This is a genomic window from Oceanobacillus sp. B139/18, from assembly GCF_055524595.1.
In genome coordinates, this window is record NZ_JBVFXI010000004.1 from 429,502 (window position 1) to 442,633 (window position 13,132).

The window sequence follows — 13,132 nt, forward strand, 5'->3', positions numbered from 1 at the left end:
GATTGTATTTTATTGTTTTTTTGTTACTCGATGAAAATTTTTGATAAGGAATGGAATAGTTGTAAGCTTAGCTACTGAATAGATACTCAGGAGAACAATTCAATTTTTGTAAAAATAAAATAGCTTGGTTATAATACGCAGAATGATGATATCTAACTAAGACTTTTGACAAATTCAATATAGTGTAACATTGGATATTAGTAGGGTTTAGTTTTACAATTTTGGGTTTATTTATAAATAGAATAAAGGGAGTGCTTCTACAACAATGGAGCACTCTCTCTTTCATTTTGATAAAATTTATAATTTTATCTTGTCATCAATAGAATTATAAAGTAGTATGTATAAGTAAGGTCATCTGATGACCTTACTTATACATACCTAATGAAAGCGTTTTATAAGAGCGGCAAGGGGGGATTCGTTTGTATTTATTATTAGCTTTAAGTGCAATCATTGCGCCGTTTGTGTTTTTAGTTCTGTTACGTATGCCGGCAATGAAGGGGATGTCGTTAAGCGCAGCAATCGTTATTGCAATAGCTATGATTTTTTGGGGGATGGAAGGAAATGTTATTCTATCATCGATTTTTCAAGGGGCCCATAAAACATTAACGATTCTATGGATTTTATTTGGGGCATTAGTTTTACTGGATACACTTCGCAAAACAGGAGCAGTGGACAGAATCAATCAAGGTTTTCAGAGCATTTCTGAAGATATGCGTGTTCAGGTTGTCATTGTTGCTTTTTTATTTGGCGGAGTGATTGAAGGGGCAGCCGGGTTCGGAACTCCGGCAATGGTTACAGCTCCATTAATGGTAGCTTTAGGATTTCGTCCGATTGTTGCTGCGACATTGGCGTTGATTGCAGACAGCACACAGGTGGCTTTTGGAGCTGTAGGGACACCTTTGGCAGTAGGGTTAAGTAATATTCCGGGGGCAGATGCGGAGTTCTTTAATGCAATTGGAGTGCGGATAACCACGTTAGATATATTCGCCGGATCATTTATACCGTTTATTGTCATTGTTATTATGACTTTATTTTTTGGTAAAAAAAGAGGGTTTAAGTATGCCTTGCCGATGCTTCCGTGGACCATTCTTATAGGGTTTACTTATACGTTGTCTGCTTTATTCTATGCTTCGGTATTTGGTCAGGAATTTATCTCTATTTTAGCATCTTTAACTGGATTGGTAGTAGCAACAATCACAGCTAAAAAAGGCTGGCTGTTACCAAAAACGACATGGAAAGAGGCGCTGCGCCCTGGTTTTGAAGTAAAAACGGAGAAGTCAAAGATGAGCATAGGGGCGGCTTGGACACCTTATGTTATTGTCGTTGCCTTGTTGTTAATGACCAGGATTATACCTTGGCTGCAGGAGTTCACACAGACAGCCATTGATTTCTCTTGGACAACTATTTTTGGTGTAGAAGGTGTGGACTCTGCCTGGGAGTTTTTATATTCGCCAGGAACAATTCTAACATTTGCGGCAGTTTTATCTGTATTTGTTCATCGAAAATCAATTGGCACGTTTTTTAGTGCATCCAAGGATTCTCTGATGACGATGCGGTCAACCGCGATTGCTTTAGTGGCAACGTTAGCGATGGTGCATGTGTTTACAAATTCGGGAATAAATACAGAAGATTTAATCAGCATGCCGCAGTATATCGCCGTAAGCATGGCGGAGCATTTAGGGTTTATGTGGATGTTTGTCGCACCCTTTTTAGGAGAGTTAGGATCGTTTATTACTGGAAGTGCGACGGTTTCTACATTAACTTTCTCACCTATTCAATACAGCGTAGCAAATCAATTGGGTTTAGATATAAATACGGTTTTAGCTGCCCAAACAATGGGAGCTGGAGCGGGAAATATGATTTGTGTGCATAATGTCGTTGCAGCAAGCGCGGTCGTTGGCTTGAGCGGTAAAGAAGGGGATATTATTCGGAAAACGCTGATTCCGGCCGTTGTCTATGGATTGATGATTGGATTGGCTGGGTTTATTGCTATTCAATTCTTCGACTGATAAGCTGATGGGCTTTAAAAACCTCTGGGAATGAATTAAAATAGATTCACGTACTAGAGGAGTTGACATGATGGAATATAAGCGTATAAAAACCGAAAAAATATATGAGCAAGTAGCAGATTCCTTAATTGGCATGATTAAGGATGGAAGGTTGAAGTCAGGAGACAAGCTGGATTCTGTAGAGCAGTTGGCAAAAAGCTTTGGCGTCGGCCGTTCCGCAATCAGAGAGGCGCTCAGCGGACTCCGTTCCATGGGGCTGGTCGAAATGCGGCAGGGAGAAGGCACCTACGTAAAAGCGTTTGATGCAGAGCTTTTCACCTTGCCTGTAAGCACGGCATTTTTAATGAAACAGAATGACGTTAAAGAATTGTATCAGGTCCGCAAAATTTTAGAAGTCGGCACTGCCGCATATGCTGCAGAAAGCTATACGGACAAAGACCTTGAGAAAATGGAAGCGGCGTTACAGCTGATGGCAGATGCGAAAGGGAATGATCAGCTTTCTGAGCAGGCAGACACCGATTTTCATCTGGCTGTTGCTCAGGCAACGCAGATGAATTTATTGATTCATTTAATGGGCAGTGTTTCCGAATTAATGTCAGAGACGATTCGGGAAGCACGTCGGATATTATTATATACAGAAGACCGGTCACATATTTTATATGAAGAGCATGAACGTATTTATCAAGCAATCAAAAATAGGCAGGCGGATCAGGCAAGAGAAAAAATGTATGAGCATTTGGAGAATGTAGAGCAGTTGCTGTTTCAGGAGCTTGATAAAAATTAAGTACCTCGTTCATGTCCGGTATCAATAGAAGAGGTGGAAAAAATGAAAGTATCTTTGTTCATTACATGTGTAAGTGATATTGTTTTTGCAGATGTAGGTAAGAATACGGTGGAATTATTAGAGCGGCTGGGCTGTGAAGTAGATTTCCCGGCAGCTCAAACCTGCTGCGGGCAGCCCGCATATAACAGCGGTTACTTGAGTGAAGCGAAAAAAGCAATGAAGCAGATGATAAAGGCCTTTAAAGATTCGGAGTATGTGGTCGGCCCGTCTGGTTCATGTGTCGGGATGCTGCGAGAATATCCGAACGTATTCAAGGGAGACCCGGAGTGGGAACAGCCGGCGATTGAGCTGGCTAGTAAATCCTATGAAGTAACCCAGTTTATCGTGGATGTATTAGGGATCACTGATGTCGGTTCTACCTTTGAGGGAAGGGTAACCTATCATCCATCCTGTCATATGACCCGTATTTTAGGAGTAAAGGAAGCGCCCACCAAGCTGCTTCAAAATGTCAAAGGAATTGACTTTGTTGAGCTGCCGGTGAAAGAGGACTGCTGCGGGTTTGGCGGTACATTTGCTGTGAAAAATGCAGATATATCCGCAGAAATGGTAAAAGAAAAATCCCGGCACGTCTCGGAAACAGAAGCAGAGTACCTTGTCGGCGGAGATATGGGCTGTCTGATGAATATTGGCGGACGTATGCGCAGGGAAGGTAAACATGTAAAAGTCATGCATATCACAGAAATTTTAAATACACATGTCAAAGAACAAGAAGGAGTAACCGTATGAGCATAAAAATTAGCGAAACTCCTTATAAAGAACGGATTGGAAAAGGGATTGACAATGATTTTATGCGGCAGGCCGTTTCTTCTGCACAAGGAAGGTTCCGAAATGGCCGCCTGACGCAGGCGGAAGAGCTCGGCAATTGGGAAGATTGGCGCCGACTTGGAGAGGAAATACGGTCCCATACATTAGAAAACATTGATTATTATTTATATCAGCTCAGTGAGGAAGTGGAAAAACGCGGCGGCAATGTCTTTTTTGCGGAGACGGCAGAAGAAGCAAATGCCTATATTGAAAATGTCGTCAAAAAGAAAAACGCGAAAAAAGTCGTGAAAACCAAATCCATGGTTACCGAAGAAATTGGTTTAAATAAAACATTAGAGGAAACCGGAGCAGAGGTAGTCGAATCGGATTTAGGGGAATGGATTCTGCAATTAGATGAAGATCCTCCATCCCATATTGTCACCCCGGCTTTGCATAAAAATAGGCAGCAAATCAAAGATACCTTTCAAAATAAAAAAGGCTATGATAAATCAGATACTCCCGAGGAACTGGCTTCCTTTGCCAGAGAACAGCTGAGGCAGGATTTCTTAACCGCAGATGTCGGGATTACCGGATGTAACTTTGCGATTGCAGAATCTGGTTCTGTTACATTGGTAACCAATGAAGGGAATGCGGAAATGGTTACTTCCCTTCCTGATACACAAATCAGTGTCATGGGGATGGAGAGACTTGTTCCAACCTGGGAGGACATGGAAGTATTAGTCAGCCTATTGACACGAGCTGCTGTCGGGCAGAAGCTGACCAGTTATATCACAACCATTACAGGAACGCGCTTAGAAGAGGAAATCGACGGCCCGGATGATTATCATCTGGTAATTGTGGATAATGGGCGTTCTAAAATCCTGGGAACAGAATTTCAGTCTGCACTTCATTGTATCCGCTGTGCAGCTTGTATTAATGTGTGTCCGGTATATCGTCATGTCGGCGGTCATGCGTATAACTCGATTTATCCGGGACCGATTGGAGCTGTATTAACCCCGCTGCTTGACGGCTACGAGGATCATAAAGAATTGCCGTATGCATCCTCTTTATGTGCTGCTTGTACGGAAGCCTGCCCGGTAAAAATTCCGTTACATGAACAGTTAATCCGTCATCGTGAAATTATTGTAGAAGAAGAGAAAAAATCTCCTGCTTCTGAAAAAATCATGATGAAAGGTTTTGCGCAATGGGCATCGAATCCGGCGGCGTATAAATTAAGTACAAAAGTTGCTAGAAGCGCATTAAAACCGTGGATAAAAGAGGAATACGTTGAAAATGGTCCGGGACCATTAAAAGAATGGACGGATGTCCGAGATTTTCCGGCACCGGGGAAACAATCCTTCCGCAGCTGGTGGAATAAACGTCAGAAGGGAGGAGAGGCATAATGGCTATTCAAAACCGTGACTCCTTTTTAAGCAATCTTGCCGCAAACCTGGGACGTCCGCAAAGAAGAGAAGGTGTAAGCCGGCCGGAGTACAGTGTTCAGCCGCAGCATGAGGTTTTTAAAGATTATTCTGCCGAAGAGCTGATTGGAGTGCTAAAGGAGCATTGTAAGGTGATCCATACCGATTTTGTCCGGACAGATAAAAGCGATTTGCAAGCAACACTGAAAAGAGTATTAGATGGATATGAGGCAGCTTCGATTATTGCATCGAATGATAAGCGTAACCAGGAGTATGGACTGGATAAGGCTTATGAGGAATTTTCAAAAGAGGTCGATGTCCATATCTGGGATGCAAGCCTTGGTAAGGAAAACCAAGTGATTGCCGAAAGAACAGATGTCGGTATTTCCTTTAGTGATATCACGCTTGCTGAATCAGGAACAGTCGCATTGATGACGAATAAAGATAATGGCAGATCCATCAGCTTAATGCCGAAATGCTATGTTGCCATTATCCCTAAAGAAACAATTGTGCCCAGGATGACACAGGCAGCAGGTAAGATTCATCAGGATAATGAAAAAGGCATTGCTCCTCCTTCCAGTGTTTGTTTTGTAACAGGTCCGAGTAACAGTGCTGATATTGAAATGAATCTGATTGTTGGTGTGCATGGACCGGTAAAGGTAACGTATATTGTAGTAGATTAATATAGCTTTTATGGCAGCTTTTTTATTAAAACAGCCGCTTCTGTCAAAAAAACATCTCTTCTGTTAAGCGTTTTTTAATCGCGCGGAACGGAAAGGTGTTTTTTTTTGTGATTACTAAGCTGGAAGAGTTATATTTATCAAGAATAATAAGAATTACCATTACAAAAATCAGAAAAAACGTTATAATTAGGATAAAGTAGTCCTGTCTAAATACCTAAATATAGTATGGGTTTTTATTTTGGGAGGACTCTTTTGTTTGGATATAATTATTTTCGTCTCCCCTTTAACAGAGGAGAAAACAGACGCTGGCACCATGATAGATATAACACATAGAAAAGTTCGGTAAAAATAGTGGTAAGAAATAGGATTCGTTTATTAGTTCTAAAAATAATACAAAAATTGGTTTTTGGTTGGATTGAATGTTTCCTTGTATGACTACATAGAATGAAATGAATTGAAGGATGAACATGATCTATTTAAAGTAACGGAGAAAAGGGGGATTTATTATGAGCAACGAAGCATATACAGAATTTTGGAATGGCCAATTACTTGAACTGGTAACATCAGAGGGAAAAACATACTATACACAGCTCATTCGCAATGAGTCTGAGCTGCTGATTCAAAGACCTGTCAATAAACAGAATGTACCTATGCTGATTGAAAACGGCATGATGGTTACAGTCTGTTTTCATGATGATAAAAAAGGGCTCTGTAACTTCTCTTCCCAATTACATCTTCAGCAAAACGGAAAAATCGCCATTACGAACCCCTCTTTAGATGCAATTAAAGTAGTGCAAAGAAGGCAATTTTTCCGTGTGAAAGTCATGCTGGATATGGATTTGACACTGCCTTCTGCAGAAGATGCAAATCCGAACGAAGAGGAAGCCGAAGGGGAAAGTATAACCGTTACTACCCACGATATAAGCGGCGGGGGAGCTGCTTTTCTGACGCAGTCTAAAATCGTTGAAATAGGCGATAAGGTCGAAGGAACATTGTATTTGAAAACAAAGGATACCCAGCAGAAAATTGTATTCAAAGGCAGTGTTGTGAATGTGATAAAACAATCGAATAGCATGTATAAAAATGCGCTGCAATTTATTGATATGCGAGAAGGAACCAGGTCACATATTGTGAAATTCTGTATTGCTAAACAAATTGAGATTCGCAATAAAACCAAGGGATAAATGACGGATTGGAATATCTGGAAAGAGATAATGATTACTTTAATTTGAATTTTTTTTATAAAAAAGGAGGAATTTTTAATTTTCATGTCGAATGTATAGCAAAGGGTATAAGGAGGTAGAGGTATGTCGAATAAAGTTGGATCTATTAATCAGGAGCTAGATGTGTATATTGCACAAAAGGAAGATATGAAAGCTATACTCCGCCTGCTAAAGGGTGTAACAACATGGCTGAAGAAAAGCCGTTTAAAGCAGTGGGAATTCCTTGATCAGGATGAGGAAGATCCGGAAGTAAGACAGTCTGTTGAAGATGGAGCTACCTTTGTTGTTAAAGAAGGCGATGAGATTATTGCTACGTTCACACTAAATGAAATGCAGACCCCTTGGGATAAAAACATTTGGGGACAATCCAGCGAAGATGCGTTTTATATGCACCGCTTGTCCGTAGACTATGATCATATTGGACGCGGCTTAGGAAGACCTATTGTCGAATGGATGGAAGCATATACGAAGACGCAGGGAATGCGCCGGATTCGTTTAGACTGTGTAGAAAGCAATAAGAAACTAAACCAAATTTATAAAAACTTTGGCTATGATTATAAGGGCACAAATCATGATCATTGCAGGTATGAAAAGATTTTATAATTTGTAACCGTTGTTTTCCATCCTCATTACTTTCTTCTTGGATTTCATAAGAATCAATTAACTTCAATATATTTAATCTGGCGGTACACCTTATCTATTTTTAGATTTGTATAAGGTTGCTGTCAGGTACATAATTTTCAAGAATAAAGCATGTTTTTAAATAGATATGCTTTTTTTTCGTTATATAGACGATTATAATATACAGGGTGGAAAGGAAGTGACACGTTGAAACAAAACAAATATGATGATAAATCATTTTTTCAAGCATATGCGGAAATGGACCGGTCGAAACAAGGGCTGGAAGGAGCCGGTGAATGGCATATATTAAAAGAAATGCTGCCGGATTTCCAGGGAAAAAATGTCTTAGATTTAGGCTGTGGATTTGGCTGGCATAGTCGTTATGCACGGGAGAAGGGCGCAGCATCTGTGACAGGAACAGATATATCTGAACGGATGCTTGCGCATGCAGAGGAACTGACCAATGATTCAGGGATTGTATATCTGCATCAAGCTATAGAGGACATCGATTTTTCTAAAAGCTCGATGGATACTGTTATCAGCTCGCTTGCCCTGCATTATATTAAGTCCTTTTCCAGTGTATGTGAAAAAGTGCATACGATATTGAAGCCAGGCGGAAGCTTTGTGTTTTCTGTGGAGCATCCCATTTTTACGGCAAGAAAAGAACAGGACTGGATATATGATCAAACGAGTAAGAATCCATTATATTGGCCAGTGGATAATTATCAAATAGAAGGAAAAAGAGAAGCATCTTTTTTAAATGAAACAGTCATAAAATATCATCGTCCGATGTCTGTTTTTATGAACGATTTAATCCAAACAGGATTTGAGATTTTACGTGTGGAAGAGTCAGTACCTTCAAAGGAAATGCTTGAGAGGGAGCCGGCGATGAAGCATGAATGGCGCAGACCGATGTTTTTGATGATTGCTGCGGAGAAGAAAGCAAAGCAGAGCGTATAAAGAATAGTTGGGTATAGTGTAATGAAATATGGATGAAGAAGATATTTGTCAATGTCTTCTTTTTTTGGGTTCCATTTTTCATTTATGGTCATATGCTGATAGGAGATTAAGGAAAGGCAGGGAACAGACCCATATGTATTATCACCCTATTTACCAGCAGCAAATGGATCGAATGGATTCGAATGGAAACCAAGGACATCCGTATGATGAACAGACAGCTAATATCATAGAGGAAACCTTACAGCGAGAGGCATCAGCACTACCAATGTATTTTCAAATAGCAGATCAGTTTAGAAATGACGCATCGGCACAAGGACTTGTGTATGCTGTCCAATCCAGAAATCAAATCGCTGCAGGTCTGGAGCAGGTTTATCACTATTTTACCGGGAAACAGCTAGATAGGAGACAGTCAGAGCATCATCAGGAGAGAAATAATCATATCGAGGACGTGTATGATCATGCCAGGCAGGGCTATGAAGAAAACTATCATAAAAGCGGGCAAGTAAATGAACCGTATTCCCGGCAGCTGCTTTATCAGCTCGCGATGACAGATTACCAAATTGCAAGCCATTTAGCCGGATATTTAGAAAATAATCAAGGGAATACAATAGCTTCCAGAGTTACTGATCATGGCGGAAATCCTTTCGTGATTGATATTGAAAACGCAGCGGAAGACAATACGAATTACCGGACTGCTTTGTGGACAGGAGAACATCTGCAGGTTACATTAATGAGCATCCCGGCAGGAGGAGATATTGGCTTAGAGGTCCATCCGGATACCGATCAATTTATACGGATTGAAGAAGGAAGCGGAACGGTACAGATGGGAAATCGGCAGGATAATCTGACAATTAGACAGCAGGTGGAAGAAGACAGTGCGATAATGGTTCCTGCTGGCACATGGCATAATATTACGAATACAGGGGATGAAGCTATAAAGCTTTATACGATTTATGCCCCGCCTCATCATCCGTTTGGCACGGTGGAAGCTACAAAAGAAGAGGCGATGCAGGCGGAAGGTTAGAGCTGGTGTCTTCGTAAGCCTGCTAATTTTTTAAACTTAGAAGGTCGTTCTTTTCAAAGAGCGGCTTTCTATTTTTTGCATTCTAGAGAAAGAGCTTAGTTCTATTGTACCTGTTGACGACATGTATTCCGTGTTAGAATTCCCAGTATATTCAAAAATAGTGGAAGGAGTACATGAATGGAGGTTTACATAAGTAGAAGTACCGGTTTATTGGGCGGACTGTCCAGTGTAAAGGTAAAAGTGAATGGGGAATTTCAGGGCAAACTAAAAAACAATGATATTACTGTTGCCATCTTCGAGGGAGATACAGCGGAAATTGCTGTTAATCAATCCTTTCTCCGGAGCAAACCTCTGACGGTAAGTGATGGAGATAACGTAGAAGTGACTGCAAATCCGAAATGTGTTCCTATTTATATCGTTGGAATCTTTGCTATTATACTGGGCATAATATCGAAGGTTCCCGGTTTTCATGTGGTTGGATTGATTTGTATTTTCATCATCCTCATCGTGTCTTCCAATTGGTTTATCATGACGAAAAAATAGAATGAAAGCAGACGTCCATGGAGGCATATTCGTCTGCTTTCATTTATTTTAGGTGCTGCAGTATATATTAGCCTGCGTATCAACCAATCCAAAAGGCGGACAGCCAGGCGATAAACGGAATTGTTCCTAAAGCGAGTATGGTAGAAAATACCGATGTAACGACAGCTTCCTGCTCTTTATCCGTATAGCGGGAAAAGAGAACCGCAGAAAGCATAAAGGTTGGCATGCAAGCAAGGATGACTAAGATATTTTTGAGTAATGTCTCCAGTGGCAAGAAGGACAGAATAATCATCACCATGATTGGAAGAATAAGCAATTTCCACACCAAAGGCATCCATAATTCACGAAAAAATAACGGCTGCTTGCTGCGGAAAAGGTCTGGCAGACTAAAACCGACATAGAGCATCGCCATGGGAGCCGCCAGTGCAGAGAGCATGCTGGCTAAATCTTTAAATAAAACAGGGGCTCCCCAGCCGTTGAAGGCAAAAATAAGCCCGAAGCTGATAGCTATTAACGGCATATTCACGAGCGCCTTTAAGTGTCTCCATTCAAAATGATTATTGTTTTGCAATAGATAGATTCCCAGCGAAAAGACAACAACGTCCAGTCCTGCATCAAAAATAGCAGCAAGCAGCCCGCCGGTTGGACCGAAGATGGCAGCACATAACGGAATGCCGATAAAACCGGAATTTCCAATAGCCGCAAGTAAAGCAAGCTGCTTTGATTTTGTCATGGAAAAGCCGATAATTTTTCCAAACAAAAAGCAAATACCGACAGCCAAAACGTTAAAACTGACACTGCAAATAAACATCAGAATAACCTGATGCAATACATCGTCTGTTAAATCGGTATTGAAGACGCCGTTTAAAATAATAAATGGAACGGCGACATTGATAATTACGCTCATGAACAGCTGTTTTGCTTCATATGTAATCGTGTTTTTAAGAGCTACCAAGGCTCCAATAAATAAAATAAGCCCCATCATTATGACGGTCAATATGACAGTGGTGACATCCATTTTAATCTCCTTTGAATCTGAAAAGTTGGTATACTTAAATTCAGTGTATAATTCTTAATACTAGAAGAATCACAAGAAAGAAACAAGCTTATTTTATCAAAAGAGGAAGTGAAAATATGATTCGTCTATTGCATAGCGGGGAAGCATTGCCTATGAACTTATTATTGCTTGCGGATCCATCAGAAAGGCTGATCCGTGATTATACTACCAGAGGAGCTTGCTATGTGCTGGAGAAAGAGGAAAAGGTGGTTGGTGTATACGTTCTTCTGCCGACCAGACCAGATACCGCGGAGCTAGTCAATGTTGCTGTGGAGGAAGCTTGTCATGGACAAGGTTTGGGAAAGAAACTGGTCTTGCATGCGATTCAGACAGCGAAACAGCAAGGGTACCGTACGATAGAAATTGGAACAGGGAACTCAGGAGTTGCGCAGCTGGCACTATATCAAAAATGCGGATTCCGGATGGTTTCCATTGACCGTAATTTCTTTTTGCGGCATTATGAAGAGCCGATTTTTGAAAATGGGATACAGGTCATCGATATGGTACGTCTGGAAATGGACTTGGAGCAGTGAAAAAGATGCCAAACGCTGTTCCAACGCGTTTGGCATCTTTTGATATTAGTATAATTTTTTCATTTCGAATTGCTGAAAGACTGCTTGCTGCGGTATAGGATAGATTTCTTTGCCGGCAATCGAATTAATGATTTTTTGATTTCGCAATACCGATAAACCTAAGTTTGTTGCACTGGAACCATGAGAATGTTCAATATTGGTCAACGTATATATTTGATTTTTACGGGAGTCTTTAAAAACAAGCCGATAATCCGCAGTTACACGAAATCTTTTTTCATCCTCCCACTCTATGTATTCATAGAAGTTCTCGAGCCAATCAGGAAGATGCGGCTTATATCCAGTTGCCAGAATTACTTTATCCGCCGGGTAAGTAAATTTTTCTCCTTTTTGCCATTGTTCACATTGCAGGCTATAGGCTCTGTTTTGAGAATTGTCGCCGGGCTCCATCGTGTTTACTGCTGTGTTTGTTTGAATCGTGATTTGCTGTAAAGGCGATTCGATGGAACGGTTATAAAGCAGCTCATAAATTTTTTCTAAGAGTTTAGGATCGACGCCGTTTCGGATAGTGCTTAAATTTTCAAGCGACTCCATCCTGTCTCTTAACGGCAGGTTATAAAAGTAATCAACATACTCTGGAGAGAATACCTCCTTTCCGAGTCCTGTATCCTCTTTTTGAAAAATTCCGCTGGAACGGGTAAACCAGGTTAAATCATAAGCCCCTTCTTTTTGGTCTTGTAACAAATCATAGAACACCTCTGAAGCGCTTTGACCAGAACCGACGACCGTAATGGAATTCCCCTGCTTTAAGGTGTTTTTAAGATACATGTAACGGCTGGTATGTGTGATATCCTCTTCTGGAAAGCCCTGCAGCGCTTCTGGAATATTCGGGATGCTGCCCGTCCCTAAAATAATATGTTTTGCATAATAGCTTCGTTCACTTTCATCTTCTGTAGATCGGGCTGTAACCTTATAACAAGATTCATCCGGCATAGCTGATACATCCGTTACACGCTGTCCGAACTGACAGTTATCTAGTCTGGAAGAGACCCATTTACAATAAGTATTGTACTCTTCTCTTGGGATGGTGAAACGGTTAAAAAAGTAAAATTGATATATCCGATTATGCTCATGGAGATAATTTAAATAAGAAAAACGATTGGTCGGGTCTGCTAAAGTTACCAGATCTGCAATAAAAGGTGTCTGCAGGTCCATCCCCTCAATCAACATTCCAGGATGCCAGTCAAAAGAAGCTTCCTGTTCCAAAAATAAGATGTCTGCATCCTGAAGATCATTTGTTAAAGCAGCAAGACTTAAGTTAAATGGACCAATTCCAATACCGACTGCATCGTATACTTTGTTCATTGTCGTTCCTCCGATTGTATTTTTTAATTTGAATGATTTATATCGCTTTGGTACGTAAGAAATAATTATGCTTTGTTGAGAGGACTGTTACATAAAAAGCTTGTTAAA

At 40.7% G+C, this 13,132-nt stretch carries 13 protein-coding genes; 11 read left to right on the plus strand and 2 right to left on the minus strand.

The window, feature by feature from the left end; genetic code table 11:
- Positions 1-419: 419 nt before the first annotated feature.
- From ACZSMY_RS14700 to ACZSMY_RS14745, 10 genes are all read left to right on the plus strand, one after another.
- Positions 420-2,009 (plus strand): L-lactate permease, encoded by a 1,590-nt coding sequence (locus ACZSMY_RS14700; protein ID WP_289584977.1) that lies wholly within the window; start codon positions 420-422, stop codon positions 2,007-2,009.
- A gap of 70 nt (positions 2,010-2,079) precedes the next feature.
- Positions 2,080-2,793, plus strand: a complete 714-nt coding sequence (locus ACZSMY_RS14705) for a FadR/GntR family transcriptional regulator (protein ID WP_042531843.1) — start codon at positions 2,080-2,082, stop codon at positions 2,791-2,793.
- Between the two features lie 42 nt (positions 2,794-2,835).
- Positions 2,836-3,579: a (Fe-S)-binding protein gene (locus ACZSMY_RS14710; RefSeq protein ID WP_332093890.1), complete on the plus strand. Its 744-nt coding sequence runs from the start codon at positions 2,836-2,838 to the stop codon at positions 3,577-3,579.
- Positions 3,576-5,000: a LutB/LldF family L-lactate oxidation iron-sulfur protein gene (locus ACZSMY_RS14715; protein ID WP_455725287.1), complete on the plus strand. Its 1,425-nt coding sequence runs from the start codon at positions 3,576-3,578 to the stop codon at positions 4,998-5,000. The genes ACZSMY_RS14710 and ACZSMY_RS14715 overlap by 4 nt, the downstream gene beginning before the upstream one ends.
- Positions 5,000-5,701 (plus strand): LutC/YkgG family protein, encoded by a 702-nt coding sequence (locus tag ACZSMY_RS14720; protein WP_332093888.1) that lies wholly within the window; start codon positions 5,000-5,002, stop codon positions 5,699-5,701. Before ACZSMY_RS14715 ends, ACZSMY_RS14720 begins: the two co-directional genes overlap by 1 nt.
- Before the next feature lie 506 nt (positions 5,702-6,207).
- The gene (locus tag ACZSMY_RS14725) at positions 6,208-6,885 is read left to right on the plus strand and encodes a flagellar brake protein (protein WP_256705680.1); all 678 of its coding nucleotides are present in this window, start codon (positions 6,208-6,210) and stop codon (positions 6,883-6,885) included.
- Positions 6,886-7,008: 123 nt separating this feature from the next.
- Positions 7,009-7,527, plus strand: coding sequence for a GNAT family N-acetyltransferase (locus ACZSMY_RS14730; RefSeq protein ID WP_256705681.1), 519 nt, complete (start codon positions 7,009-7,011; stop codon positions 7,525-7,527).
- A 225-nt stretch (positions 7,528-7,752) separates the two neighbouring features.
- The gene (locus ACZSMY_RS14735; protein ID WP_193065192.1) at positions 7,753-8,505 is read left to right on the plus strand and encodes a class I SAM-dependent methyltransferase; all 753 of its coding nucleotides are present in this window, start codon (positions 7,753-7,755) and stop codon (positions 8,503-8,505) included.
- Between the two features lie 133 nt (positions 8,506-8,638).
- Entirely contained in the window at positions 8,639-9,529 is an 891-nt protein-coding gene (locus tag ACZSMY_RS14740; protein WP_244882363.1) for a cupin domain-containing protein, read from the plus strand.
- Between the two features lie 177 nt (positions 9,530-9,706).
- Complete coding sequence (locus ACZSMY_RS14745) at positions 9,707-10,072, plus strand: hypothetical protein (protein ID WP_052484971.1); 366 nt, start codon at positions 9,707-9,709, stop codon at positions 10,070-10,072.
- 79 nt (positions 10,073-10,151) lie between these two features.
- Here ACZSMY_RS14745 and ACZSMY_RS14750 read toward each other — a convergent pair whose 3' ends face one another.
- Positions 10,152-11,090, minus strand: coding sequence for an AEC family transporter (locus ACZSMY_RS14750; protein WP_042531856.1), 939 nt, complete (start codon positions 11,088-11,090; stop codon positions 10,152-10,154).
- A 116-nt stretch (positions 11,091-11,206) separates the two neighbouring features.
- Here ACZSMY_RS14750 and ACZSMY_RS14755 point away from each other — a divergent pair, with 116 nt between their 5' ends.
- On the plus strand, positions 11,207-11,662 hold the full coding sequence (locus ACZSMY_RS14755; RefSeq protein ID WP_212928660.1) for a GNAT family N-acetyltransferase: 456 nt from the start codon (positions 11,207-11,209) through the stop codon (positions 11,660-11,662).
- Between the two features lie 45 nt (positions 11,663-11,707).
- Here the strand turns inward: ACZSMY_RS14755 and ACZSMY_RS14760 are convergent, their stop codons facing one another.
- Complete coding sequence (locus tag ACZSMY_RS14760; RefSeq protein WP_042531860.1) at positions 11,708-13,024, minus strand: lysine N(6)-hydroxylase/L-ornithine N(5)-oxygenase family protein; 1,317 nt, start codon at positions 13,022-13,024, stop codon at positions 11,708-11,710.
- Positions 13,025-13,132 lie beyond the last annotated feature (108 nt).